This window comes from Opitutus sp. GAS368, from assembly GCF_900104925.1.
In the GTDB taxonomy this organism is placed as follows: domain Bacteria; phylum Verrucomicrobiota; class Verrucomicrobiia; order Opitutales; family Opitutaceae; genus Lacunisphaera.
This window is the reverse complement of sequence record NZ_LT629735.1, coordinates 1,923,314-1,947,525: the sequence shown is the minus strand read 5'-3', so window position 1 is coordinate 1,947,525 and position 24,212 is coordinate 1,923,314. Positions and strand designations below refer to the sequence as shown.

22 protein-coding genes are annotated in these 24,212 nt (G+C 66.8%); 9 read left to right on the top strand and 13 right to left on the bottom strand.

Going from position 1 to position 24,212, the window contains the following annotated elements; translation table 11 throughout:
- Positions 1–1,134: an ABC transporter permease gene (locus BLU29_RS08365; protein WP_091056637.1), complete on the top strand. Its 1,134-nt coding sequence runs from the start codon at positions 1–3 to the stop codon at positions 1,132–1,134.
- Between the two features lie 50 nt (positions 1,135–1,184).
- On the opposite strand, the gene BLU29_RS08360 is transcribed toward BLU29_RS08365, so the two are convergent.
- From BLU29_RS08360 to BLU29_RS08350, 3 genes are all read right to left on the bottom strand, one after another.
- Positions 1,185–2,453, bottom strand: coding sequence for a mechanosensitive ion channel domain-containing protein (locus BLU29_RS08360; RefSeq protein WP_091056635.1), 1,269 nt, complete (start codon positions 2,451–2,453; stop codon positions 1,185–1,187).
- Positions 2,454–2,510: 57 nt separating this feature from the next.
- On the bottom strand, positions 2,511–3,230 hold the full coding sequence (locus BLU29_RS08355) for a TerC family protein (protein WP_091056633.1): 720 nt from the start codon (positions 3,228–3,230) through the stop codon (positions 2,511–2,513).
- A gap of 300 nt (positions 3,231–3,530) precedes the next feature.
- Positions 3,531–3,932, bottom strand: coding sequence for an Hsp20/alpha crystallin family protein (locus BLU29_RS08350; RefSeq protein ID WP_091056631.1), 402 nt, complete (start codon positions 3,930–3,932; stop codon positions 3,531–3,533).
- A 229-nt stretch (positions 3,933–4,161) separates the two neighbouring features.
- Here BLU29_RS08350 and BLU29_RS08345 point away from each other — a divergent pair, with 229 nt between their 5' ends.
- The 3 genes from BLU29_RS08345 to BLU29_RS08335 all read left to right on the top strand — a co-directional run bounded on the left by BLU29_RS08345 (position 4,162) and on the right by BLU29_RS08335 (position 7,277).
- Positions 4,162–5,319: a PatB family C-S lyase gene (locus tag BLU29_RS08345; protein WP_091056626.1), complete on the top strand. Its 1,158-nt coding sequence runs from the start codon at positions 4,162–4,164 to the stop codon at positions 5,317–5,319.
- Positions 5,320–5,329: 10 nt separating this feature from the next.
- Complete coding sequence (gene dusB / locus BLU29_RS08340; protein ID WP_091056623.1) at positions 5,330–6,442, top strand: tRNA dihydrouridine synthase DusB; 1,113 nt, start codon at positions 5,330–5,332, stop codon at positions 6,440–6,442.
- A 151-nt stretch (positions 6,443–6,593) separates the two neighbouring features.
- On the top strand, positions 6,594–7,277 hold the full coding sequence (locus BLU29_RS08335; protein WP_091056621.1) for a MarC family NAAT transporter: 684 nt from the start codon (positions 6,594–6,596) through the stop codon (positions 7,275–7,277).
- Positions 7,278–7,349: 72 nt separating this feature from the next.
- Here the strand turns inward: BLU29_RS08335 and BLU29_RS08330 are convergent, their stop codons facing one another.
- The gene (locus tag BLU29_RS08330; protein WP_157693726.1) at positions 7,350–8,486 is read right to left on the bottom strand and encodes a hypothetical protein; all 1,137 of its coding nucleotides are present in this window, start codon (positions 8,484–8,486) and stop codon (positions 7,350–7,352) included.
- Between the two features lie 104 nt (positions 8,487–8,590).
- Here BLU29_RS08330 and BLU29_RS08325 point away from each other — a divergent pair, with 104 nt between their 5' ends.
- The 3 genes from BLU29_RS08325 to BLU29_RS08315 are packed head-to-tail and all read left to right on the top strand — an operon-like array spanning position 8,591 to position 11,124.
- A complete protein-coding gene (locus tag BLU29_RS08325) occupies positions 8,591–9,145 on the top strand; it encodes a hypothetical protein (RefSeq protein WP_091056617.1) in 555 nt (184 codons plus the stop codon).
- Positions 9,142–9,828: a hypothetical protein gene (locus tag BLU29_RS08320; protein ID WP_157693725.1), complete on the top strand. Its 687-nt coding sequence runs from the start codon at positions 9,142–9,144 to the stop codon at positions 9,826–9,828. Before BLU29_RS08325 ends, BLU29_RS08320 begins: the two co-directional genes overlap by 4 nt.
- 12 nt (positions 9,829–9,840) lie before the next feature.
- The gene (locus BLU29_RS08315; RefSeq protein WP_091056611.1) at positions 9,841–11,124 is read left to right on the top strand and encodes an APC family permease; all 1,284 of its coding nucleotides are present in this window, start codon (positions 9,841–9,843) and stop codon (positions 11,122–11,124) included.
- Here the strand turns inward: BLU29_RS08315 and BLU29_RS08310 are convergent.
- The gene (locus BLU29_RS08310; RefSeq protein ID WP_091056610.1) at positions 11,121–13,355 is read right to left on the bottom strand and encodes a HEAT repeat domain-containing protein; all 2,235 of its coding nucleotides are present in this window, start codon (positions 13,353–13,355) and stop codon (positions 11,121–11,123) included. The genes BLU29_RS08315 and BLU29_RS08310 overlap by 4 nt on opposite strands.
- 9 nt (positions 13,356–13,364) lie before the next feature.
- Positions 13,365–14,573 carry a hypothetical protein gene (locus BLU29_RS08305; protein ID WP_231962337.1) on the bottom strand — a complete coding sequence of 403 codons (1,209 nt, stop codon included), beginning with the start codon at positions 14,571–14,573 and terminating at the stop codon, positions 13,365–13,367.
- A 495-nt stretch (positions 14,574–15,068) separates the two neighbouring features.
- On the opposite strand from BLU29_RS08305, the gene BLU29_RS08300 reads away from it, so the two are divergent.
- Positions 15,069–15,839, top strand: a complete 771-nt coding sequence (locus BLU29_RS08300; RefSeq protein WP_091056606.1) for an RNA methyltransferase — start codon at positions 15,069–15,071, stop codon at positions 15,837–15,839.
- Positions 15,840–15,992: 153 nt separating this feature from the next.
- Complete coding sequence (locus tag BLU29_RS08295) at positions 15,993–16,862, top strand: hypothetical protein (RefSeq protein WP_091056605.1); 870 nt, start codon at positions 15,993–15,995, stop codon at positions 16,860–16,862.
- Positions 16,863–17,066: 204 nt separating this feature from the next.
- Here the strand turns inward: BLU29_RS08295 and BLU29_RS08290 are convergent, their stop codons facing one another.
- The 7 genes from BLU29_RS08290 to BLU29_RS08260 all read right to left on the bottom strand — a co-directional run bounded on the left by BLU29_RS08290 (position 17,067) and on the right by BLU29_RS08260 (position 24,197).
- Complete coding sequence (locus BLU29_RS08290; protein WP_091056603.1) at positions 17,067–18,893, bottom strand: DUF885 domain-containing protein; 1,827 nt, start codon at positions 18,891–18,893, stop codon at positions 17,067–17,069.
- A 120-nt stretch (positions 18,894–19,013) separates the two neighbouring features.
- Positions 19,014–20,045, bottom strand: coding sequence for a Gfo/Idh/MocA family oxidoreductase (locus tag BLU29_RS08285; RefSeq protein ID WP_091061035.1), 1,032 nt, complete (start codon positions 20,043–20,045; stop codon positions 19,014–19,016).
- Positions 20,045–20,545, bottom strand: a complete 501-nt coding sequence (locus BLU29_RS08280) for a thioredoxin family protein (RefSeq protein WP_157693724.1) — start codon at positions 20,543–20,545, stop codon at positions 20,045–20,047. The genes BLU29_RS08285 and BLU29_RS08280 overlap by 1 nt, the downstream gene beginning before the upstream one ends.
- A 53-nt stretch (positions 20,546–20,598) precedes the next feature.
- Positions 20,599–21,336 (bottom strand): TerC family protein, encoded by a 738-nt coding sequence (locus tag BLU29_RS08275; RefSeq protein WP_091056600.1) that lies wholly within the window; start codon positions 21,334–21,336, stop codon positions 20,599–20,601.
- Between the two features lie 80 nt (positions 21,337–21,416).
- Positions 21,417–22,370, bottom strand: coding sequence for an AEC family transporter (locus BLU29_RS08270; RefSeq protein WP_091061032.1), 954 nt, complete (start codon positions 22,368–22,370; stop codon positions 21,417–21,419).
- Positions 22,367–23,602 (bottom strand): NAD(P)/FAD-dependent oxidoreductase, encoded by a 1,236-nt coding sequence (locus tag BLU29_RS08265; RefSeq protein WP_091061029.1) that lies wholly within the window; start codon positions 23,600–23,602, stop codon positions 22,367–22,369. The genes BLU29_RS08270 and BLU29_RS08265 overlap by 4 nt, the downstream gene beginning before the upstream one ends.
- A 106-nt stretch (positions 23,603–23,708) precedes the next feature.
- Positions 23,709–24,197 (bottom strand): hypothetical protein, encoded by a 489-nt coding sequence (locus BLU29_RS08260; RefSeq protein WP_091056598.1) that lies wholly within the window; start codon positions 24,195–24,197, stop codon positions 23,709–23,711.
- Positions 24,198–24,212: the final 15 nt, after the last annotated feature.

The following is a 24,212-nucleotide window of genomic DNA, read 5'->3' as shown; positions in this document are numbered from 1 at the left end:
ATGCCGCGTTTCACCTTCCATCGTCTCTGGGCCATCGTGCTGAAGGAGTTCATCCAGATGAAGCGCGACCGCGTGACGTTTGCGATGATGGTCGGCATCCCGCTGATGCAGCTGATGCTGTTCGGCTTCGCCATCAATTCCGACCCGAAGCACCTGCCCACCGCCATCCGCGCCGCCGACCAGGGGCCGTTTGCCCGCACGTTCGTCGCCGCCCTGCGGCACAGCGACTATTTCACGATCGTGCGCGAAACCGCCACCGAGGAGGAAACCCGCGAGCTGCTCCAGCTCGGCGACGTGCAGTTTGTGATCAATATTCCCGAGGACTTCTCGCGCCGGATCCTCCGCGGCGAGCACCCGCAGGTCCTGATCGAGGCCGATGCGACCGACCCGGCCGCCACCGGCCCGGCCATCGCCGCCGCGCGCACTATCGCCACCACGGCGTTCACCCGCGACCTGCCCGGCCCTCTCGCCCGCCTGCGCGGGACGGACGGTCCGGTGGATTTCTCCATCCACGCCCACTACAACCCGGAGAACATCACCCAATACAATGTCGTGCCCGGCCTGATGGGCGTCGTCCTCACGATGACCATGGTCGTCATCACCGCGCTCGCCATCACCCGCGAACGCGAGCGTGGCACGATGGAAAACCTCCTGGCCACACCGGTGCGGCCCTTCGAGGTGATGGTCGGAAAAATCCTGCCCTACATCGCGGTCGGCTACATCCAGGTCACGCTGATCCTGCTCGCGGCCCGGTTTATTTTCGGCGTGCCAATGGTGGGCAACCTCGCCTTGGTCTACACGGTGGCCTTGCTGTTCATCGCCGCCAATCTCTCCGTCGGCATCACCTTCTCGACCCTCGCGCAAAACCAGCTGCAGGCGGTCCAGATGGCGTTCTTCTTCTTCCTGCCGTCGATCCTGCTCTCCGGTTTCATGTTTCCGTTCCGCGGCATGCCGGAGTGGGCGCAGTGGATCGGCAGCTGCCTGCCCAACACCCATTTCCTCCGCATCGTGCGCGGCATCCTGCTCAAGGGCAACGGCCCGCTCGAGATCGCCCCGGAGATCTGGCCGCTGCTGCTCTTCCTCGTCGTGGCGATGTCCATCGGCGTGAAGCGCTACCGCCAGACCCTGGACTAGGTGGGGCGCGGACTCCGTTCCGCGCCTTGGCGGCGACGGGACTCGCCGCCCTACCCCTTCCCGCCCGCCAGCTGCTTGGCGATCGGGCCGTCGAGGTGCATGACCGAGGTCGGGAACGCGAACGACAGTCCGCGCGCCGCGACCGCGCGCATGAACGCGAGGTTCAGCCGCTGCCGCAGCGCCATGTGCTTTTCGAAATCGGCGTTCTTCGCGACGTAGACCAGCCAGATGTCGAGCGAGGAGGCGGCGAGGTCGCGGAAGTAAACCTGCACCGAGGCCGCATCCACCTCGGGCTCGGCCAGGATGAGGGCGCGGATCTCGCCGACGATGGCCTCCATCTGCGCTGGCGTCGTGTCGTAGGTCAGGTTAAGCACCTGCTCGACCCGGCGCGCCGCGAAGCGCGAGAGGTTCACGATCGCTTCGGAAGAAACGAGCTTGTTGGGCAGGATGACGAGCGACTTGTCCACGAGCCGGATCTTGGTGGAGCGGAGGCCGATGTCCTCGACGGTGCCGGTATAGGTGACGATCCGTACGGTCTCGCCCAGCTTGAACGGCTGGTCGATGGCCACGACGATCGAGCCGAAGAGGTTTGCGATGGTGTCCTGCGCCGCGAGGGCGAAGGCCAGGCCGCCGAGGCCGAGGCCCTGCAGGATGGTGGAGACGTTGTAGCCGAGGCTCTGGACCGTGAGCAGCACCCCGAACACCACGAAGACCGCCACGAGGGTCTTCTTGATCCACGGCATGAACGCCGCCACGCCCATCTGCCTTGCCCGTGCAATCTCGTGGGCGTGGTCGACCAGCGCATCGAGCACATTCAGGAGCGCCCAGAACAGGTTGAGCGAGAAGGCCACGGTCGCGGCGCTGGCCAGATACTGGTCGGTGGTTTCGGAAAGCTTCAGCACCCGCAGCGCACTGAAGATGCCCGTGAGCATGATGAATGTCGCCACGGGTGTCTCGAGAACGGGGAGGAGCCTGTCGTCGAGCGTCGTCTCGGTCTTGGCCGTCAGCCTCCGAAGGTAGCCGAAGATGATGTTGGTCACCACCCGCCGCAGGAGCAGTGCGCCGATCAGGAAGACGGCCGCGATGGCGTAGTGCGTCACCGTGTTCTCGCTGGTCCGCACGTCGAATTGCTCGAGCACCGTGTCCACCATGTGCCGCAAGAATCCCGGCGCCGCCGGCACGTGCGCGGTGGCGGTCGCCGCCGCCGCCGCGGTCGTGTTGGCGTCATGCTGGGCCGCAGCGGGCGCAGGTTCCTGCGCCCGGAGGAAAAGCGCGGACACCAGCCAGAGCGCGGAGGTGATCAGGAGGCGGAATTTCATGACGGGAAAGGGCCCTTGGAAAGCCTTCGCCAGGGGCTTGTCAACGGTTTGGTTGGCTCAAACGGCGTCGTTTTTTTTCCGTGCCTTCCGCCAAACCAGCGCGAGCAGGATCACCCCCAGGGCCAGCAGCCCCTCGACGGTATGAACCAGCCACGGCTCGGGGTGGAAAGCGTCCGCGACGAGCCGGTCGGTCATGATCATGTCTCCGCCCACCTTGCCGAGAATGGCCGAGCCGACATAGATGACCACCGGGTAGCGGTCCATCAGCCTGGCCAGCAGGTTGCTGGTAAAAACGACCAGCGGAATACTCAGGCCCAGCCCGAACAGCAGCAGGCCGAAACTGCCCTTCGAGGCGCCGGCCACGGCCAGGACGTTGTCGAGGGACATCGTGATGTCGGCGACCGTGATAAGCCAGACCGCCTGCCACAGGTTCTGCGCCTCGCCCTTGCCTTCTTCGCCGCCGGTGTTGTCCACCAGCAGCTTGACGGCGATCCACAGGATCAGGAGGCCGCCGATGAGCTTGACGTAACTGATCGCCAGCAATTGGGACGCCACGAAAGTCAGTCCGACCCGCAAGACCACCGCCATGCCCGACCCGATGACGGTGCCCCACAACCGCTCCCGGCCCTTCAGGCGGCGAACGGCCAGGGCGATGACCACCGCGTTGTCACCGGCCAGCACGATGTCGATCAGCACAATGCTGAGGATGGCCAGCAGCCAGTCGATCGGGGTGTTCAAATTGGCGGTCGAGGTCACGACGGCAAGGGTATCGGTCATTTCGCGGCCAAGATTTCCTGTCCGCGGGCCGGCGTCAACGGCAACTGGCCGCGCGGCCGGAACCCGGCCCGGGGCGGAAAATAAAATCGCCGGGGCCGCTAAGCGGCTCCCGGCGATCATGTCCGCACGAGGCGGACTTGCTACCGGCGACCTACCCCTAAGCCTCCGGCAGCCCTTTGTCATAAGCTTGTCCCATGCCAGCGATGGTTACGGGACAAAATAAAACCGCCGGGCGCTGAACACGCCCGGCGGTTGCACACACACGTTCCCCGCTTGCGGCGGGGAGTCTTGCCCAAAAACTTAGTTGAGGGCGATCTTGCGCGGCTTCGCGGCCTCGGCCTTGGGCAGCGTGAGCCGCAGAATGCCGTTCTCGTAGGTCGCGGCCACCTTGTCGGCCTGCACCGCATACGGGAGGCTGAAGCTGCGCGCGAACGAGAGCACCTGCTCGCCCTGCTTGCGCGTGGCGCTGAGGCTGAGCGTGTCGTCGAGCAGCTCGATGCTGATGTCGGCGCGCTCGACGCCCGGCAGCTCGGCGCTGACCTGCAGGTTGTCCTTGTCCTCGTGCACGCTCACCGGGATGGAGCGCGCCGTGTCGGAAAAGGCGGCGGCGAGGAAGGAGTTGATTTCACGGTCAAAGCCGGTCCAGGGCGAACGGACGGCGCTGGTGGCGAGAGGCTGGCTGTAACGAATGAGGCGATACATGGCTGTTTCCTTGTTGGTTGGAGGTTGAACTGTGTGCCGCCTCTTTGCACCGCGCGTGCCGGCGGCCGGTGGTGCCCAACATGCCGCAAAGCCGGCACTTAGCCCGCCTCCCGGCACAGCCGCCGCGCCGGAATGCCCCGCAGTGTGACGGCCGGGCGGGAAACTCCGTCCCGCCGGCTTTTTTCCGTGGCTTCGGGATGCCCCGTGGCTTCTATTGCGCCCTACCCAAATGACCTTCGACTTCGACACCGTCATCGACCGCCGCGGCACCGACTCGCAGAAATGGCAGAAGTATGCCGGCCGCGACATCCTGCCGCTGTGGGTAGCCGACATGGATTTCAAGTCGTCGCCGGCGATCATCGCGGCCCTGCAGGAACGTGTGGCCACCGGCCTGTTTGGTTACGCCCGGCCGGTGAAATCCTCGGTCGACGCCTTCGTCGGCGCCCTGGCGCAGCGCTACGGCTGGCAGATCGACCCGGCCTGGCTCGTCTGGCTGCCGGGGCTGGTCGTCGGCCTCAACCTTACCGCCGAGGCCTTTGCCCAGCCCGGCGAGGAAGTGATGACGCTCACGCCAGTCTATCCGCCGTTCATGAGCGCGCCGAAGAACAGCGGCCGCGTTTCCACCCAGGTTCCCTTCCGGCACGATGCGGTCAACCGTCGTTGGGAGATCGACTGGGCGGCGCTGGAAAAGGCCGTCACGCCGAAAACCAAACTCTTCTTCCTCTGCAACCCGCACAATCCCGTCGCGCGCGTCTGGCGGCGGGACGAACTCGTGCAGCTCGGCGAGTTCTGCGTGCGGCACGATCTCGTGCTTTGCTCCGACGAGATCCATTGCGACCTCATCCTCGACGGGCTGCCGCACATCCCCACGGCGCTGCTCGGCGCCGAAGTGGCCAAGCGCACCGTCACGCTCATGGCGCCGAGCAAGACCTACAATGTCCCCGGCCTCGGCACCTCCATCGCCATCATTCCCGATGCCCAGCTCCGCGCCCGGTTTGTTCGCGCCACCGCAGGGGTCATGGCCGAGGTCACCGGGCTTGGCTATGTCGCCTGCGAGGCTGCCTACCGCGACAGCGAGCCGTGGCGGCAGGCCTTGCTGCAGACCCTGCGCGGCAACCGTGATTTTCTTTTTGATTTCGTCGCCCGCGAACTGCCGGGCGTCGTCATCGAGGCGCCGATCGAGGCCACCTACCTGGCGTGGCTCAATGTCTCCGCCCTCCAGCTCCCCGACCCCATCGCGCACTTCGAGGCTCACGGCGTCGGCCTGAGCGACGGTGCCTTCTTCGGCGTGCCGCGCGGCACGCACGTCCGGCTCAACTTCGGCTGCCCCCGCGCCACGCTCGCCGAGGCCCTCGTCCGGATGAAGCGCGCCATCGCCGCGCGCTGAGCGGCCCCCCATGCGCATCGGGCCCTACGAGCTGGATTCGAATCTGTTCCTGTCGCCGCTGGCGGGCTACACCAACCTGCCCTTCCGGCTCGTGGTCCGCGAAATCGGCGGCGTCGACTGGACCACGACCGACCTCGTCAACGCCCGTTCGCTGCTCGAGAAAAACAAGCGCGCCCTGCAGATGGTCAGCACCTGTCCGGCCGAGAAACGCCTCGCCGTCCAGTTGTTCGGCGCCGTGCCGGAGGAAATGCGCGACGCGGCCGTGATGGTCGAGGCGATGGGCATCGCTTCCGTCGACATCAACATGGGCTGCCCGGTGAAGAAGGTCACCGGCATCGGCGGCGGTTCGGCCATGATGACCGAGCTGAACAAGACCGCGGCGCTGGTGCGCGGCATGGTCGCCGCCGTGAAAATCCCCATCACCGCCAAGATGCGGCTCGGCTGGGACGAGAACAACCTCACGGCCCCGGACCTGGCCCGCGTGCTCGAGGACGCGGGCGTCGCCGCCATCTTCGTGCACGGCCGCACCCGCGCCCAGGGCTTCGGCGGTACGGTCAACCTCGCCGGCATTCGCGCCGTCGTCCAGGCCGTGAAACACATCCCGGTCATCGGCAACGGCGATGTGACCACGCCCGGGGCCGCGAAGCACATGCTGGCGGAGACCGGCTGCGCCGGCGTGAGCATCGGCCGCGGCGCGTTCTACAATCCCTGGATCTTCCGCGACACGCAGCACTACCTAAAGACCGGCGAGTTGCGCCCCGAGGCCGGCTATGCCGAGCGCGTCACCGTCATGCGCCGGCATCTCGAGTTGATGATCGAATTTTACGGGGAGGATTTCGGCTGCCGGCTTTTCCGCAAGCCGGCCGCGTGGTATGCCAAGCGCTTCGGCCCGGCCAAGGAATTCAAGAAGGGCATCACCCAGTTCGGCACCCGCGCGGAGTTCGAGGCCCTGCTCACGGCCTACGAGAAATGGCGCGCGCCCTTCCTCGACGAGCGCGGCGAGCTCAAGGCCCAATACCGGCCCGGCGCCATGGTCGCCTCGTTCATGCTCGATCCCGACGACCCGGCGGTGCTGCGCCGTGAGTCCATCCCCGTGCCCAAGGGCCCGGTGGACGTGTGGTGAGGAATTCAACCCACACCACCTGTCATCCTGAGCGCAGCGAAGGATCCGGTATGATGTGCGCCATCGATCATGCCGCCGGATTCTTCGCTGCGCTCAGAATGACAGGATTAGGATGGCCCTGAGTATTCGTTCCCGCTCAGATTCACTCACGATGTCCAACGTCACGCACCTCTGGGCGATCTTCCTCGGCACGTTCATCGGCCTGCTGCCGATCATCAACCCGCTGGCCGCCGCGCCCACCTTTCTGGCCATCACCGAGGGCGACAGCGTCGCGCGCCGCCGTGAGCAGGCCCGCAAGGGCTGCCTCTACATGGTGGCCATCCTCGTGAGCTTCCTCATCGGGGGCACGTTCATCATGAATTTCTTCGGCATCTCGATCCCGGGCCTGCGCATCGCCGGCGGCATCCTGATGGCCGGCATCGGCATGGACATGCTCCTGGCGCGCAACGCCGCCGCCAAGTCCGAGGACGAGGAGGAGCGCGCCGCCGCCGTGAAGAAGGCCGACATCTCCTTTTCGCCGCTGGCGATGCCGATGCTGAGCGGTCCCGGCTCCATCGCCGTGACCCTCGGTTTCACCTCGCTCGCCGACGGTTGGTTTGACTACCTCGCCATCATCGCCGGCATCATCACCGTGGCGTTGATCACCTATGTGGTGCTGCGGCTCTCCAGCCGGATTGTCGGTTTCATCGGCCCCGTCGGCGTGAACGCGATGACGAAGATCATGGGCTTCCTCATCATGTGCATCGGCGTGCAGTTCGTGGTGAACGGCGTGCTCGGCATCGCGACGGAACCCGCGCTGCTGCGCGCCATCAAGGCCGCGCTCGCGGCGCACTGATTGCCTCGGTTTCGCGCCGCGAGAACCGGGGACAAGCCCCGGGCCCGCAGCCGCGGGCAACGGTGCCGCGGCTCAGTTGCGCCGCTCGACCTTGGCGCCGGTCTTGTCCCGGAAGGTCAGCATGCGGGTCTCGGCATTGTAGCTTTCGAGGGTGATCCCCAGCTGGGGATTGACGAGATCGCCTGTCTGGTAGGACGTGCCGCCGATGAAGACGCGGGGATTGGCGCCGCCGCGCACGCCGCTGATCTTGAGATTCTCGACCGCCGCCCGGAACTGCATGCTCGGTGGAGGGGGCGGCGGCGGGGCCTCCGGTTTGACTTCCACCGGAGCGGTCACCACCGCGGCCGGAGCGGGAGTCACGGCCGGCTTGGTTTCCGCCGGTTTGGCCTCGGCGGGAGCCCGGGTGACGGGCGCGGGCGTGGGCGCGACCGGGGTCGCCGGAACAGCGGCCGGCTTCTCCGCGGGAGTTTGCGCGGGCGGCGGCACCGATTTGACCGCGGGCTTCGGCCGGGGCGGCGGTTCAGGCTGCGGGCGCGGGAAGACAAAGCCGCCGACTACCACGAGCGCTAACACCAAGGCACCGCCGCCGATGAAAAGGAGTTTTTTCTTCGAGCCCGCTCCGCCCTTCTTTTTCTTTGCTGCGGCCGACGGGGGAAAGTTGCCTCCAGGGGGAGGCGGGAACGGCGCGTTGGGCGGAGGCGGGGGAAAGGCCGCTCCGCCGACGAGCCGGGGGGGCGGAAACGGCGCGGGCGCGGCCTGCATGACCGGGGTCTCGGCGGGAATGGCGGCCTCGCTGGCTGGAGCCGGCGGGGGAAAGGGCGAAGGGGCCGCCTCGGCCGCCGGGGCGGGTTCGGCCGGCGCCGGTTCGGCGGTGATGGCGGCTTTGGGTTTCAGGCTGAATTTCGGTTTTTCCGCCACGGGCGCCGGGACAAATTCGACAGGCTCGGCCGGCGGCGGCGCGGGCGGCGGTTCCGGCGCAGGCGCGGCGGCGGGTTCCGGTTCGGGCGCCGGGGTGGTTTCCTGCACCGGAGCGGCCGACAAACGGGGTTTGAGACGGACCGCGGGGGCGGCTTCAGCCGCGGGGGTCGGCGCGGCCACCGGCGTCTCGGCTGGCGCGGTGTCCGGCGTGGCGGGTTGGGACGATGCAGCGGAAGGGTCGGCAGCCAGCTTGGGTTTCAGGCGGAGCTTGGGTGCGTTATCTTCGCTCATGCCTCCATGCCTAGCAGTTTCGCCCTCGCGGCGGAAACAAAAAGATTGCCCCTTCCATCAGCCTTGTGGCCCGGCCACGTGTGCCTTACAAACCGCCCCTACTGATGAAGCGTGCAGCGGGCAGTTATGGCGGAATCAGCTCCGTCGCGGTCAAAAAAGCCACCGGCCAGACGTGGCCCCAATGGCTGGCGCTGCTCGACCAGGCCGGCGCCCGGAAGCTCTCCCACCGGGAAATCGTGCAATGGCTCGAGCGGCAGCCGCGCCTGGCCGACTGGTGGCGCCAGATGGTGGCCGTTGGTTACGAACAGGCCCGCGGGCTGCGGGTGAAGCACCAGAAGACCGACGGTTTCGAGATCAGCGTCAGCAAGACCATGGCCGCCCCGGTCGACCGGGCCTTCGCCGCCTGGAAAAACCCCGACCTGCGCGAGCGCTGGCTGCCCCGCACCCCGCTCACCATCCGCAAGGCCACCCCGCACAAATCCATCCGCATCCTCTGGTCCGACGACACCTGCGTGAGCGTGAATTTCTGGCCGAAAGGCCCGCTGAAGTGCCAGGTGGTGCCGCAACATGGCAGGCTCATCACGCCCGAGGCCGCCGAGAGAATGAAGGCCTTCTGGGCCGGGAAACTCGAGGCCCTGCGGGTCTTCTTGGAAACGTGAGACCTCTCCTGACCATGCTGGCGGCCTTGGCGGCCGTCCTGACCCTGGCCCCCGCGCAGGAGGTCCAGGCGCACGGACTGGTCTTCGAAAAATGGGTACGCGATACGTTTTTCGCCGGCTACCGGCCGGTCAGTTACACGCAGCGCTGGGATATCCCGGCGACGGAAAACAAGGATCACGGCGCCATTCCGGTCAATCCGAGGGTCGCCAGGCTCGGCACCGCCGTGGATCTCGGCGACGCGCTGCGCCAGTATGAGATCGACGAGCCGTTCATGCTCATCATCGGGTTCTGGCAACAGGACGGCGGCGTAAAGCGCATGGTCAACATCATCGCGCCGGAAATCTCCCCGGAGCTGTGGCGCAAATTGTGGGGCCCGGTCACCTATGCCGATTTGCTCAAACTCGACGCGATCATCAAGGACACCGGTCCGGCCATCGAGGAAACCCGCCGCCGCGCGCTGCAGATGAAGAACGCTCCACCCTTCACCGAAGCCATCATCCAGGTGAACCCCAAGATCGACGATCAAGGCCAGCGCCGTCTCCAGTGCTCGATCCGTTTCCGCGATGTGTTCCAATATCTCGCTCCCGGGGCGGACCCGAAACCCCCGGAGCATCCCACCCTCTTTGGCGTCGAATACCCGGGTCCGATCGCCCCGAAGCCACCCGAGCTGAAAAAACCCTGACCGAGCGCCCGCATGACCGCCCCCACCCAACCCCGGCTGGTCCGTGCTCTCGGCCGGTGGACCATGGTGGGGCTTGTCATCAACAGCGTGATCGGCAGCGCCGCCTTCGGTCTGCCCGGCGACCTGGTCAGGTTCGTCGGAAATTCCGCGCCCTGGGCCTATGTGCTGGCGGCCGGCGGCATCGCCCTCTTCATGGGCGTTTTCGCCGAACTCGGCTCGCAGTTCAGCGAGGCGGGCGGGCCTTATCTTTTTGCCCGGGAAGGTTGCGGCCGTTTTTGGGGCATCCAGATGGGCTGGTTTATCTGGCTGGTGCGCCTGACGTCCGCCGCCGCCAACGCCAATCTCTTTGTCGTCTACCTGGGTGAATTCTGGCCCGGCGTGACGGCCACGGGGCCGCGCATTGCGCTGCTCGGTCTGCTGCTGGGCGGACTCGTGCTGGCCAATATCCGCAGTGTCGGCAGCGGGGCGCGGCTTTCCAATTTTCTCACCGTCGCCAAGCTGACGCCCCTCGCCCTGCTGATCCTGGCCGGATTCCTCTGGACCGGCGCCCCCGTCACCCAGCCGCCGGTGGCCGCCACGTCGGCGGGCTGGATGAACGCCGTCCTCGCCCTGCTTTTTGCCTTCGGTGGTTTTGAGGCCGCCCTGATGCCACTGGCCGAGGGCAAGGATCCGCGGCGCGATCTTCCCTTCGCGCTCTTTACCGGCCTGCTGGTCATCGCCTCCTGCCTGTTGCTGACCCAGATTGTCGCCATGCGCACGGTGCCCAACCTCGCCGGGAGCGCCCGCCCGCTGGCCGACGCCGCGCGCGCCCTCGTGGGCCCCGCCGGCGCCGGCTTCATCGCCCTCGGCGCCATGATCTCGACCTCCGGTTACCTGAGCGCGCAGTTGCTGGGCGTGCCGCGCCAGACCTACGCCATGGCCGAACGCGGCGATTTTCCCGCCAGCCTGGGCGGAGTGCATCCGCGTTTTCGCACCCCGTGGATTTCGATCCTGCTGTGGGGCGTGCTCGTGCTGGCGCTGGCCATCTACGGCAACTTCATCTGGAACGCCATCATCTCGGCCGGCGCCCGGCTCATCACCTACGGCATCGCCTGCGTCGCCCTGATCCGGCTGCGACGTCTGCGCCCGCACGCCGACGCCTTCCGCCTGCCCGCGGGCCCGGTGATTGCCGTGGCGGGTCTGGTGCTGTGCGCCGTGCTCGTCGCCCAGATGAGCCTCACGCATGCGGTCGTCATTAGTCTCATCGCCACCATCGGGCTGGTCAACTGGCTGCTGGTGCGTGGTAATCGGCCTTAATCCGCCTTGGGCGCTTCGGCCTTGGGCTCGGCGGGTTCCTCAGCCGGCGCTTCCTCCACCGGTTTCTTCGGCACCGGACGGACGATGGGCTTGCCGGAATTTTCCTTCCACCAGCGCAACCAGCCGTTGCTGCCGCTGTTCTCCTGCCCGGTGAGACTCTGCAATGCTTCGCGGATAGCCCCGGCCAGTTCGCTATCGCTTGCCTCCGCCGGGCGGAGGGCGGCGATGAGCGGCCCGACCGACCGGGTGTGACTCATTTTGCCCAGGGTGCGGACGGCCAGCAACCGGGCCGCCGGGGCGCCCTGGCGCATCACCACAAACAGCGGGTCCAGCAACGCCGGGTCGTCAAGTTTGGCCGCGGCATCCACCAGCAGATAGCCGAAGCGCAACTCCCCGGAGCGATCAAGCAGGGTGATGATCAATGGCGTGGCGTGCCGGTCGCCGCGACGCGCCAGTTCGATCACGGCGATCTCCCTGAACACCGGCCGGGCGCCGTCGCGTTGCGCGGCGGCGAGCAAGACGCCATTGACCCCTTCGCCCTGCACCCGCTCCAGCACATGCCAGGCGGCCTCGGGCGGCGTGTCCACGTCCATCATCGCCAGCAGGGGCTTCGCGGCCGACTCCGGCAGGGGCGGATGTGCTTTTTGCTCCCCGTCGCCGTTGTTTTCCTCCGGCGAATCGAGCGCCAGCAACGCGTGCGAACGCGTCCCCTCGTCCGGATCGGCCAGGGCCGGTGCCAGCACCGGCTCCAACTCCGCGCGATGCCGCGCAAGGAGCATGTCGACCGCCGCCTCGCGCACCGCCGGAACCGGGTCGGACTGCAACACCCGGCCCAGCGCGGCCGTCCCGCCCTCAACGGCGTATTGCGTCAGCCGCACGGCGCCGAGCCGCACCAGCGGATCCGGATCCTCCAAACTGCGGGCAATATCATCCTGCATCGCGGCGGCGGTGGTGTGCGCGTTCATATGCCGCTCCACTATTTCCAGGGCGAAATTCCCCAGCGCCGCCCGCGCCCGGTTGCGCACGAAGGGCTGCGGGTCGGTGGTCAGGGCCAGCAAGGCGTCCGCAACGGGACGCTGTCCGTGGTAATTCGCGGTGCTGAGCGCCGAGATCGCCGCGGCGCGGACCACGAATGATTCATCCTTCAGGGCCGAGAGCAGGGCCTCTCCCGCGATCGGGTCCACCAGCGGGCCGAGCACCAGCGCCACGCCGCACCGGGCCATCGGCGGGGTGGACCGGTCGCGCAGCATCGCCGCGAGCCGCGGGACTTTGTCGGAGGCGGGGTTCTGCAAGAGCGCCCATTGCACGGCTTCCTGCCGGCTGAGCATCGCGACGTCCGCCGCTTGGTCACGGCGGGCGGCCGTTTCAAATTCGTGGTCAAACTGGGTCCAGCTGTTCAGTTGCTCCTCGCTCAATTCCGCCGGATTGGCCGGGTAATCCGGGTCGTCGCGCAAAGCGGCCAGGAGGGCGGGAAAAGCGGAGGCCTCGCCGAACGCCCCGAGGGCCGTGGCGGCGATGGCGCCCAAACGCTCGTCCTTGGCCCGCAGGAGTTCAACCAGCGCCGGGACGGACGCCGCCTCGCCGCGGGCCAACAAGACCTTGGTGGCGGCCACACGGTGCTCGTCCTCGGCTTTCTTCACCGCGGCCAGAACCGGGGGCAGGCCGAACACGGTTTCCTCCACCTTGTAGACGGCCTCCAGGTATTCCGGCCGCAGCCGTTCATATGGCGCGTCCTGTGGCTGGCTGTAGTAGCGGTTGATGCTGGTCGGCGGATGGACGGTGCCTTCAAATTTCTCGTGGATCATTTCCTGCCCCTGATGAAAGAGTGTCACGCTGCCACTCAGTTCCGCCCCGCTGTATTGGTGCCCCATCACCGTGCCGACGTAGTCCGCCCCCAGGGCGCTGCCGTAAGTATCAACCCGCAGTTTCATATCCGCCGGCTCGCCCGGCCCCACGACTTTCCAGCCGGCGAATTCCAACGCCGCCTTGGTGCATTCCGCCAGGGGCAGCGGTTCGCGCGGTTTCTTGTCCCCGGCCGCGCCGTCGGAGGCTTCGGCTTTCTCCGCCTGGTCCTCGGCCCCCCAGGCCCAGCCCTGCTTGATCTCCAGACTCACCGTCCGGGCCTGGCGCAGGAGCTTCGCTTGGTCCGGCGTGAAGGCCCCGTTGTCCGCACCCCGCCCCGCGGCGGCCGCCAGCACGCCGACCAGAAGCATTATGACGGGCCGCGACATGAAATCCGGTTACATCGCGGCCGGTGCTTTCTTCGTGCTTAAGCCGAACGCCTCCCGCAACCAGCTCCAGGCCTTGCGCAGGCCGATGTCGCAGGTGCCGTTGATGCGGTAGGTGCGGGCAAACAGCTCCTCGTGGCCGACATAGCGCGGCGGCAGGAGCAGCAGGGTGCTGTTCTTGTCCGCCACCTTTTCGAAACCCAGCACTTCCGAGTAGAAAAACCCCTTGCCGACCACGATGCCGTCGCGCGGCACCTCGACCATACGCTCGGGCAGCACCAGCCACGGCCGGAACTTGAAGAGCAGTTTGCCGTCGGCGTCCTGGTGCAGCCGGCCGTAGGTGCGCCGCGGGGCATCGGCAATGTCGCGGCCGGTGAAAAGCTTGTTGTCGTCCGCCAGCAGCTGGAACCGGGTGCGCCGGAAGGTGAAGAAATCCCAGCTGAAGACCGAACCGAACACCATCAGGCGGAAGGCCCAGCCCGCCATGAAATACGCCAGGATGATGATGGCGACCGACAGCGTCGCCCCCACCACCGGATCAATGTAGGCCGTGGCCGCGACGAGGGACAGCACGCTGGTCCGGATGCCCTTCAGCGCCGTGTCCAGGCCGCCCCACGGGCTGAGCAGGATGAGCACGTTGATCGCGTGGCCCACCACCCACACGACGGCAAACACCGCGACCGACAGCGGCACCATCAGGAGTGTCAGCAGCCAGGACATGTCGAAGGCGGCGAGCGGCAGCACGCCGAAGCCGCCCGACACCACCGGCGCGTGCCCCAGCAGCCCAGTGGAGTGCATGATGAGCTTGGAACCCACCGTCACCAGCGAGGGAACCACGGCCCCGGCGGCGACCAGTCCGCTGATCTTGTTCTCCACCGTCTCGGCCACATCCAGCGGCTTCTTCATGCCTGGCGGCACCATGACCGCAAAGGTGTCCTTGAACGCGCACACGCCGACCAGCAGCAGCGCCGGCAGCCAGAACGAGACCTGCGCGAACCAAGGCAGCCGCGCCTTCTCCTCCGGTGTGCTCGCCTTCATCCATTGGTAGGCCCCGACTCCGCTGACCCCCAATAGCGGTGAGATGGCAATGCCCGTCACTTGGGAAGCCATGGTGGCCAGCTCGATGCCCGGGGTCTTTTCCTTCTTCTCGGCCGCCGGCGCGGAACCGGTGAACAGGACGGCGCAACACAACGCAAGAACCAGGGGCGCGAGGCGTTTCATGCCCCCCACCATACCGCTCCGCGATGCTTTGAAAAGCCCGCAAAAGACCGCGAAACAGCGACTCTGTAGCGACGGTCTAAGACCGCCGACTCCGGGAACGGCACCCCTGGCGCGCCGCTACCGCACCCTGCAAAAGCTACGGCCCGGCTCCCTTTCGGAGGCCGGGCCGCAACAACACACCTAACAGCTGAACCAAGGAACAAGACCTCATTTCGGGCGGATGATTTCACCCCGTCAAACCGTGAACGTCCCGCCGCCTTTTCTTAACCCGGCCGTGACCTTCCCGCCACAAAGCGCGCTCCTCGCCGTCATGGCGGAGGCCGGGTCTTCGAATCTCTTCCGACCCCATGACCAGGTGGAGCGCGTTGCCCCAACGCGCTTCGGAGCGTGCATCTGCAAACCAGCGTGTGGAGGACAACCCGCTCCACCCCGATTACCTGCAGGCCGGGCCCACAAAGCTTTGCCAACCGGAGCCGGCCTTGCTCATGTCGCTCCATGCCCCTGACGAAAGCCGAGCTCACCCGCCTGCGCGATCTGCGCGACAAGAAGCATCGCGAGGCGGCGGGCTTGTTCGTCATCGAGGGCGAAAAGGTCGTCGGTGAACTCCTCGCGGCGAAATTCCCCCTGCTGGAAATCTACGCGACGCCGGCCTGGCCGGAACTGGAGCGCGGGCGACCCCGCCCGCGGACTGCGGCGGAGTCGCCGCAGCTCCAAGTCTTTGAGGTCACCGTGGAGGACATGGCGCGCGCCAGTCACTTCCCCACCCCTTCAACCGTGCTGGCGGTGGGCCGGATCGCCCGCACCCCATTGGCCGCGGACGCGCTCGATCGCGGCCTGACGCTGGCCCTCGACGGGATCCAGGACCCGGGCAACGTCGGCACCCTGCTGCGGCTGGCCGACTGGTTCGCCCTCGATCGCGTGCTGCTCTCGCCGGATTGCGCCGACCTGTTTTCCCAGAAGGTCGTCAACGCCAGCATGGGCTCGTTCGCCCGCGTGACCGTCCACACCATCCCCTTGGCCGAGGCACTCGCCGGCGTGAAGGTGCCCGTGCTTGGCTGCGAACTCGCCGGTTACGATGTGCATACGCTCAAGCCGGCGCGCGATGCGGTGATTGTCATCGGCAGTGAGGGCCGCGGGCTCTCCCCGACCGTGCAGGCGCTGGTGACGAAGCGGGTGACCATTCCCCGCTACGGCGGCGCCGAGTCTCTCAACGCCGCCATCGCCGCCGCCATCGTGTGCGACAATCTGCGGCGGCTTTCGTCTTGAGGCGGAACGCGGCCTCCGGACGCGTTTTTAACATGCGAGAATCTTAAAAACCCGTCCGGAGGCCGGGTTCCACCTCGAGGCAACCATCGCATTCCCCCTGTCATTCACCGCACATCATTTGCCTCGCTGCCACCACACCACCAGCTGTCACCCATGCGTTCACGTTTTGTCCTTCTCTCACTCTCACTTTCACTCTCGCTCGCCAGCGCCGTCTTCGCCGCGGAGACCGGCCCGTTTGACTACGACAAGTCCGCCCCGCTCGACGTCCGTGAACTCGGCGTCGAGCAACGCGGCGGCGCCACGGTGCACGACCTCACCTTCGTCGGTGTCAAGGACCCCATCAAGGCCTACCTCGTCACGCCCGCCCAACCCGGGCCGCACGCCGCCATCCTCTACGTGCACTGGCTCGGCGACCCGGCGACCACCAACCGCACCGAGTTTCTCGATGAAGCCGTCGCGCTCGCCGGCCGCGGCGTGGTCTCGCTGCTCGTCGACGCAATGTGGGCCCAGCCCAAGTGGTATGGCCAGCGCGTGCCGGAGGAAGATTACGACCGCTCCGTGCAGCAGGTGATCGAGCTGCGCCGGGCCCTGGACCTGTTGCTCGCCCAGCCCGGCGTTGATTCGCAGCGTGTCGCCTATGTCGGGCATGATTTCGGCGCCATGTATGGCATGATTGCGGGCGGACTGGACCGGCGGGCGAAGACCTATGTCTTCATGGCGGGCGTGCCGCATTTCATCGACTGGGCGCTCTTCGCCCGCCAGCCCAAGGACCTTGCGGCCTACCGGCGGCAGATCGCCCCGCTGGACCCGGTGAACTTTGTGCCGGCTCTCGCCCCGGCCACCGTTTTCTTCCAATTCGCGAACAAGGATGAATACGTGAGCGCGACCCAGGCCACCGAGGCTTATGCCGCCGCGGGCGTGCGCAAACAGATGACCACCTATGCGGCCGGCCACGACCTGCACACCGCCGAGGTCGCCGCCGACCGCGTGGCCTGGCTCGCGCAGGAGCTGGGGTTGAAGTAAAGATCCCCGGGGCAAGCCCCGGGGCATTCGGAAAATGGAGGCGGGGCTATTAGCCCCGCGAGGCATGCATCGCGTGACCGCAACCCGCGGGACTGATAGTCCCGCCTCCATCCAAGCCGGAGCAAGCTCCGGGGTATTGAACCCAAAGGGAATAAAAAAGTCCCGCCGTTTCGGGCGGGACTGGGGTAAAAGGCGGCAGTCGGTTCAGCCCTTCTTCTTCGCGATCCAGGCGCGGACGTTTTCCTCGAGGATGTCGAGGGGCACGGAGCCGTTCTTCAACACGAGGTCGTGATATTGGCGGAGATCGAAGGCGGCCCCGAGCTGCTTCTTCGCGAGTTCGCGGAGCTCCAGGATTTTCAGCATGCCGATCTTGTATGAGGTGGCCTGCGCCGGCCACACGATGTAGCGGTTGGTCTCGGTGAAGATGTCGCGCTCGGGGTTCGGCGTGTTGTCGCGGAAATACTGCACGACCTGGTCGCGCGTCCAGTGCTTCGAGTGGATGCCGGTGTCGACCACGAGGCGGACGGCGCGCAGCAGCTCGTCGTTGAGCCGGCCGAAATCCATGTAGGGGTCGGTGTAGAAGCCGAACTCCTTCGGGAAATACTCGCAGTAGAGCGCCCAGCCCTCGACGTAGGCGTTGTTGCCGCCATACATCCGGAATTTCGGGATGCCCTGCAGTTCCTGCGCGATGGCGATCTGCATGTGGTGGCCCGGGATCGCCTCGTGGTGGGCGAGCGTCTCCATCTCGAAGATCGGCACGCCGCGCATGTCGACCGTGTTGACGTAATAGGTGCCGGGGCGGGAGCCGTCGGCGGACGGCTGCTCGTAAAACGCGCCGGCCGCGCCCTGCTCGCGGAACGGCTCGACCTGCTTCACGACGAGCGGGGCCTTCGGCTTGGTGATGAAGAACTCGTCGAGGCGCACGCGCATGTCGTCGATGATCTGCGTCGCGCGCTTCAGGTAGGCGGCCTTCCCCTCGGGCGTGGTCGGGTAGTAGAACTGCGGGTCCTCCTTGATGAACTTGAAGAAGGCCTTCAGGTCGCCCTTGAAGCCGACCTTGGTCATGATTGCCTGCATGTCGCGGTGGATGCGCGCCACCTCGCTCAGGCCCAGCTGGTGGATCTGGTCGGCGGTCATGCGCGTGGTCGTCGCCCCGCGGAGGGCGAAGGCGTAGAACTCGTCGCCCTCGGAGAATTTCCAGGCCCCGTCGTCGTCGGTCGCGATCTTCTGCTGGGCGGCCAGCACGGCGAGAAGCCTTTCGTAGGCCGGCTTCACCGCCTCGAGCAGGGCCGCGCGGCCGTCGGCCAGGAGTTTCGCCTTCGTGGCGGCATCGACATCTTTCAGCGCGCCGACCTTGCCCTCAAAGTCCTCCCACAATGCGCTCTTTTTCGCCGAGCCGTCGAACGGCTCGCCGCTGATAACCTCCTTGATCGAGTCGGTGACCAGCGGGAAGACGAAGCGCGGCGGGATGATGTTCTTCGTTTCGCGGATCTTCACGCCCGCGATGAGCTGGTCGAACATCGGGTCCATGCCGCGGAGCCGGGCGATGTAGGCGCGGGCATCGGCGGCATCGGCGATGGGATGGTAGTTGATGAGGAACGCCGGCGCCTCCGAGTGGAGGCCCGACATCTGGTTGAGCGGGTAGTTGTGGAAGCGCCAGCGCCAGCCCTCGATGCTGCGCTCGGCGTCGTTGACGAACATCCGGTAGCTTACCTTGGCCTGGTCGTTCAACGTCTCGAAGTCGATGGAGCGCTTCAGCTCGGCGAGATTCCGGACGGTGATGACGAGGTCTTCGAGCGCATGGGCGTCGGAGATGTCGTCCCACTTGTCGGTGTCCTTCTTGATGCCGAGCTGGGCCTCGAACATCGGGCTGCGGGCCACGGCCTCGTCAAACACGCGGTCGAAGAACGCGTTGGCCTTGGCGGATTCGGCGGCGATCTGGGCCGGCGTGGGATTATCGGCCGCGGAGGCCGGCCACGCCGCGAACAGGGCGACCGCGCATGCGGTCAGCAGACGGGTGCGGTTTTGCATAGGGGAACGCCTGTGTGCCGCGAAATCCCGCCGGGCGCAAGCCCTGTAGGGCGGGATCACCGCATCCCGCCTTCGTTCGAAAATAATATCACGGTCCAGGCGGGATGCGGTGATCCCGCCCTACAACTCCCCGTCGTATTTCACCCTGACCGCGGCCCGCCAGGCATCGAGCACGGCCATGTTGCCGAGCGAGTCGGCGTGGCTCATGACGGCCGATTCCAATTCACCGCGGGCAATGGCTTCACCCACGGTATCGGCTTCGATCGCATAAATGTCGGCCACCAGCCCGCACGCGATCTCCTCGGCCGCCGCGTCGGGCCGCTGGAGGATGATCCGGCCCGGCCCTTCCGCCGGTTTGCCGGGATGGAACGGGAACGGGACGTGAATGACTCCGTCCGTGCCATAAATGTGCACCGCGATCTCTTTCGCCATGGTCGTGCCGCAGGTGAGCTGGGCGAGCGCGCCGCCGGGAAACTTGAGCGTGGCGGCGGCCTGTTCGTCCACCTGGGCCTCCGGATGGATGCGGCCGGTGCCGAAAAACTCGACCGGCTCGGCAAAGGGCCGCCCTTGGGCCGCGCCGGCGACCAGCCGCGCGATGGACACCGGATAGCAGCCGATGTCGAGGATGCCGCCGCCCCCGAGGGCGCGGTTGTAGAGCCGCAGGGCGGGATTCACGGGCCGGTTGAAACAGAACGCCGCCGACACCAGCCGCAGCTCGCCGATGGCACCGGCGCGCACCAGTTCCGCCAGCTTGGCCGTCTGCGGATGACAGCGATACATGAAGGCCTCCATCAGGAAGACCTGGTGCTCGCGCGCCGCGGCCACCGCCCGGGCGGCGTCGGCCCGGTTGAGCGCCAGCGGTTTTTCGCAGAGGATGTGCTTGCCGGCCCGCGCAGCCCCGATGCACAGCGCCACGTGGGAATCATGCGGCGTGCCGATGTAGACGGCCTGCACCGCCGGATCGGCCAGCAGGGCGTCGTAGCTGGCGTGGCCCTTGATGCCGCCGAATTCCGCCGCGAATTTCTCCGCCGCCCCGCGGGTGCGGCTGCCGACCGCCACCAACCGGCCGGTGCGCGAGGCCGCGAGTGCCGTGGCGAACTCGTGCGCGATGCGCCCGGTGCTGAGGATGCCCCACTGGAGTTTCGCCGTCATCAGTGCGGCCACTCGTTGCGGGCGTCGTCCACCATCTGTTGCAGCACGGGAAAGCGGATTTCCCCGTAGTTGAAGGCGACGCGCAGCTTGCCCTCGCGATAAACCCAGGTCGTGGGAATCCAGGTGACCGGCAGACCCATGAATGAATTCAGCCGGTCGGCGGCCAGTCGCGAGGGATTGGGGTGCGTCAGCAGCAGCAGGTTGGGCTGCGCCCCGAGTCCCGCGGCGGCCAGGCGAGGAGCCGGATCCTGCCCTTTGTGCCAGATGTTGAGAAATACGACCTTCACGTCGGGATTCGCGGCGATGAACTTCGCCCAGCCGGTGGCGGGGTCGAGTTCGGCGCGGCAGTTCGGACACCACGGGGCCCAGAAATGCACGACCGTCACTTGCGGGCCGGCCACGAGCTCGGCCACCTGCATTTCCAGCGGGTCGGTCGCCGGGACCGCGGCCCGGAGCAGGCCGGCGGTCAGCAACGGGAGGAACCAAACCAATCGTTTCATGCCGGACAGGATGCGCAGCCGGCCGTTTTATTCCAATGCTTTCTGTGTCACCGTCAGGGCTGCGTCTCATGCAGCGGGACCGGGACAGATTTCTTGCGCACCTTCAGGTTCAGCAGCTCGACCGCGAAGGAGAAGGCCATCGCAAAGTAGATGTAGCCCTTGTTCACGTGCTGGTGCGTGCCCTCGGCCACCAGCGTCACGCCGATGAGCAGCAGGAAGGACAGCGCGAGCATCTTCAGCGTCGGATGCTGGTGGACGAAATCGCTCACTCCGCCGGCGTATCTCAGCATCACGCCGAGCGCGATCACGACCGCGGCGATCATCACGCCGAGCTGGTTCGCCATGCCGACGGCGGTGATGACCGAGTCGAGCGAGAAGACGATGTCGAGCAGCAGGATTTGCCCGATGATGGCGCCGAACCTCGGCGTGACCTTGCCGGGGCCGGTGTGCTCCTCCGCCCCCTCTAGTTTCTCGTGGATTTCGCGCGTGCTCTTCCAGATGAGAAACAGTCCGCCGCCGAGCAGGATCAGGTCGCGGCCGGACAGGGCGAACCCGAGGAGCGTGAGGAACGGGGCCGTGAGCTTCACCATCCAGGCCAGGCTGCACAGCAGCAGGATGCGGGTGATGAGCGCCAGCATCAGGCCGGTCTGCCGGGCTTTGGCCTGCTGGTCGGCCGGCAGTTTGCCGGCGAGGATCGAGATGAAGATGATGTTGTCGATGCCGAGCACGATCTCGAGCGCCGTCAGGGTCACGAGGCTGATCCAGATCTGCGGGTCGGTGATCCAGTCCATGCCCGCAGCAAGCCCGCCCGTCCGCTGGAGGTCAACGCCCCGCGGGGTGGAAAATCCCGCCGAGTTTCAACCCGGCGGGATCATGGCACCAGGCCCGCAAAAGCCAGGCCGAACCGGAGCCAGAAAGGAATCGTGAACAGCGCCAGCGCCGTCGTGCCGAAGATGATCTGCACGGCCACCAGCGGTTGCCCGCCGTAGACGCGGGCCACGATGATCGAGATCACCGCCGAGGGCATCGCCGCCTGGACCACCAGCACGCGCTTCAGCTCCACCGGGCACGGCAGGAAGCGGGCCGCGAGCAGGAACACCCAGGGCAACACCACCAGCCGCAACAGCCAGGCCGTGAGCGTCACCCGCGGGTTCACCAGCTGCTTCGGATCGTCAAGGTGCGGCTGGATGCTCACACCGGTCATGAGCAAACCAAGCGGGATCGCGCAGGCGGCGAGCACGTGCACAAAGTTCATCACCACCGGCGGCACCTGGGCCGCCGCGCCCGTGAGGTTGACCGTCACCGCGAGCAGCAGGGCCACCACGGGCGCGTTGATCAGCTTCCGCCAGCCCTCCCGCGGCGAGAGACCCGTCACGACGAGGACACCGCCCGTCCAGATGGCCGCTTCCACGCCGACGTTGTGCACCAGCAGCACCGCGCGGCTTTCCGGACCGAACATGGCATCCATCAGCGGCAGGGGCAGGTAGCTGTAATTCGTCAGCCCCACCGCCAGCGCAAAAGTGCGCAACCCGTGGCCGATCGTCAGCCCGAGCGCCCGGGCCACATACCAGCCAAGGGCCATCGACAGCAGCGTCAGCCCGAAGCCCAGGAGGGGCGGCACCAGCAGGTTGCCCGGCTCGCGCATGGCCGGGTTGGTCGCCACGGATTCAAAGATGAGACACGGGGTGGTGACCTTCACCACGAGGTTGAACAGGCTTTCCTCCGCCGACTCGGTGATCAGCTGCGTGCGTCGCAGGAAGGCGCCGAGCACGATCATCGCGAACACCGGCAGGACCGCCAGGAACAGCTGGCCGTAGGACATCATGCCGCCGGCCTCCCCGCCATCGCCCGGCCCGCGAGCCAGCCGCCGGTCCACGCCGCCTGGAAATTAAATCCACCGGTGATGCCATCGACGTCGATCACCTCGCCGGCGAAGTGCAGTCCCGGCACGAGCCGGCTTTCCATGGTCTTGAAGTCCACCTCGCTCAACCGCACGCCACCGCAGGTCACGAACTCTTCCTTGAACATGCTCTTGCCGGTCACGGCGAACTCCCCCTCGCCCACCTGCGCCGCCAGCGCGCGCAGCGCCGCCGCGGGCACGGTCGCCCAGGTCGTATCCGGCTTCAACCCCGCCGCCGGCAGCAGTTTTTCCCAGAGCCGCAGAGGCAGTCCGACCGGGCACCAGGTGCCCAGTTGTTTCTTGGGATTGGCCGCGCGGGCCCGCTCCAGTTCGGCGCGCAAGGCCTCGGCATTGAACGCCGGCGCCCAGTTGACGAGCAGGGTGAACCTGTAGCCGCAATCGTGCAAGGCCCGCGCCCCCCAGGCCGAAAGCTTGAGCACCGCCGGTCCGCTCAGGCCCCAGTGGGTGACGAGCAACGGCCCGCGCTCCTTCAGCGTCGTGCCCCGTACCGCCGTGACCGCCTCTTCGACGGAAATGCCCGCCAGCTCCTTCAGTCGCGGATCGTCGATGTGGAAAGTGAAGAGTGATGGCACCGGCGGCTCGATCGTGTGCCCCAGCCGCGCGGCGATCTCGAGGCCCGCATTGGATTTGTTGCCGCCGGTCGCCAGCAGGAGCCGGTCGCAATCGACAACCTCGCCGGTCGTGAGCGCGACCTGGAAGCCGCGGGCGGTTTTCACGGCCGTCTTCAGGCCTGTGCGCAGCACCAGCCGCACGCCGGCCTGGGTGGCGGCCCCCTGCAGGCAATCCACGATGGTCTGCGAGCTGTCCGTGACGGGGAACATCCGCCCGTCCTTTTCGGTTTTTAGCGCCACGCCGCGCGCCTCAAACCATTCGGCCGTGTCGCGCGGCTGCCACCGGTGGAAGGCCCCGAGCAGTTCGCGCCCACCGCGCGGGTAGCGTTTCACCAATTCCCGCGGGTCAAAGCAGGCGTGGGTGACATTGCAGCGGCCGCCGCCCGAGACCTTCACCTTGGCCAGCGGGTGCGCCGTCGCCTCATAAATTGTCACCGCACAATCGGGATCGGCCTCGGCGCAGGCGATGGCCGCGAAAAAGCCTGCCGCGCCGCCCCCTGCGATGATTGCCTGTCGTTGACCCATGGCCGGCGAGCGTGCGGCGGGGCCGGCGGCTTGTCCAAAAAGAAAAGCGCCGTGGCCCCACGCCACGGCGCTTCTATTGCACACACTGCTGCTTGAGCAGTAAGGGTTATTTGGCGTCGTCCGGCTTGTCGCCCTTCGTCGGACGGTCGCCACCACCGCGGGGACCGTGCTCACGCATCTTGGCGCGCATTTCGTCGAACTTGGTCGCCTGATCGGGAGTCAGGACCGCCCGCCGTTGGTCGGCAAAGCTCTTGTTGATTTCACGCCTCTTGGCCCGCTTGTCTTCCTTGGCCACAGACTTGTCGCCCCGCAGGGCGTCCAGCGCGGTTTTTTCCTGCTGGCCGATGTCCTTCCATTTGGCCTCCTGGTCGGCGTTCAGGCCGAGTTCCTTGGCCGCACGCTCCATCATGGCACCGGGGCCGTGTTCACGCTTTTGTTCGGGTTTGTCGACCGGAGCGACGGTGTCTTCGGCGCGCAGGGCCGGCACGGCGGCCATGGCCAGGATGAGGAAAAGAGGGACCAGTTTGAATCGGTTTTTCATGGAGTCGTTGTTGGGGTTCGGGGGATAGACGCCGCTTCGCCGCCGGCGTTGCATTATTTTGCCGGGATA

What these genes read in the sequence shown, in the direction of transcription:
- BLU29_RS08365 (WP_091056637.1), top strand. Translation starts at nt 1, where the DNA reads ATGCCGCGTTTCACCTTCCATCGTCTCTGGGCCATCGTGCTGAAGGAG.
- BLU29_RS08360 (WP_091056635.1), bottom strand. Translation starts at nt 2,453, where the DNA reads ATGAAATTCCGCCTCCTGATCACCTCCGCGCTCTGGCTGGTGTCCGCG.
- BLU29_RS08355 (WP_091056633.1), bottom strand. Translation starts at nt 3,230, where the DNA reads ATGACCGATACCCTTGCCGTCGTGACCTCGACCGCCAATTTGAACACC.
- BLU29_RS08350 (WP_091056631.1), bottom strand. Translation starts at nt 3,932, where the DNA reads ATGTATCGCCTCATTCGTTACAGCCAGCCTCTCGCCACCAGCGCCGTC.
- BLU29_RS08345 (WP_091056626.1), top strand. Translation starts at nt 4,162, where the DNA reads ATGACCTTCGACTTCGACACCGTCATCGACCGCCGCGGCACCGACTCG.
- dusB (WP_091056623.1), top strand. Translation starts at nt 5,330, where the DNA reads ATGCGCATCGGGCCCTACGAGCTGGATTCGAATCTGTTCCTGTCGCCG.
- BLU29_RS08335 (WP_091056621.1), top strand. Translation starts at nt 6,594, where the DNA reads ATGTCCAACGTCACGCACCTCTGGGCGATCTTCCTCGGCACGTTCATC.
- BLU29_RS08330 (WP_157693726.1), bottom strand. Translation starts at nt 8,486, where the DNA reads ATGAGCGAAGATAACGCACCCAAGCTCCGCCTGAAACCCAAGCTGGCT.
- BLU29_RS08325 (WP_091056617.1), top strand. Translation starts at nt 8,591, where the DNA reads ATGAAGCGTGCAGCGGGCAGTTATGGCGGAATCAGCTCCGTCGCGGTC.
- BLU29_RS08315 (WP_091056611.1), top strand. Translation starts at nt 9,841, where the DNA reads ATGACCGCCCCCACCCAACCCCGGCTGGTCCGTGCTCTCGGCCGGTGG.
- BLU29_RS08310 (WP_091056610.1), bottom strand. Translation starts at nt 13,355, where the DNA reads ATGTCGCGGCCCGTCATAATGCTTCTGGTCGGCGTGCTGGCGGCCGCC.
- BLU29_RS08305 (WP_231962337.1), bottom strand. Translation starts at nt 14,573, where the DNA reads ATGAAACGCCTCGCGCCCCTGGTTCTTGCGTTGTGTTGCGCCGTCCTG.
- BLU29_RS08300 (WP_091056606.1), top strand. Translation starts at nt 15,069, where the DNA reads ATGCCCCTGACGAAAGCCGAGCTCACCCGCCTGCGCGATCTGCGCGAC.
- BLU29_RS08295 (WP_091056605.1), top strand. Translation starts at nt 15,993, where the DNA reads ATGCGTTCACGTTTTGTCCTTCTCTCACTCTCACTTTCACTCTCGCTC.
- BLU29_RS08290 (WP_091056603.1), bottom strand. Translation starts at nt 18,893, where the DNA reads ATGCAAAACCGCACCCGTCTGCTGACCGCATGCGCGGTCGCCCTGTTC.
- BLU29_RS08285 (WP_091061035.1), bottom strand. Translation starts at nt 20,045, where the DNA reads ATGACGGCGAAACTCCAGTGGGGCATCCTCAGCACCGGGCGCATCGCG.
- BLU29_RS08280 (WP_157693724.1), bottom strand. Translation starts at nt 20,545, where the DNA reads ATGAAACGATTGGTTTGGTTCCTCCCGTTGCTGACCGCCGGCCTGCTC.
- BLU29_RS08275 (WP_091056600.1), bottom strand. Translation starts at nt 21,336, where the DNA reads ATGGACTGGATCACCGACCCGCAGATCTGGATCAGCCTCGTGACCCTG.
- BLU29_RS08270 (WP_091061032.1), bottom strand. Translation starts at nt 22,370, where the DNA reads ATGATGTCCTACGGCCAGCTGTTCCTGGCGGTCCTGCCGGTGTTCGCG.
- BLU29_RS08265 (WP_091061029.1), bottom strand. Translation starts at nt 23,602, where the DNA reads ATGGGTCAACGACAGGCAATCATCGCAGGGGGCGGCGCGGCAGGCTTT.
- BLU29_RS08260 (WP_091056598.1), bottom strand. Translation starts at nt 24,197, where the DNA reads ATGCAACGCCGGCGGCGAAGCGGCGTCTATCCCCCGAACCCCAACAAC.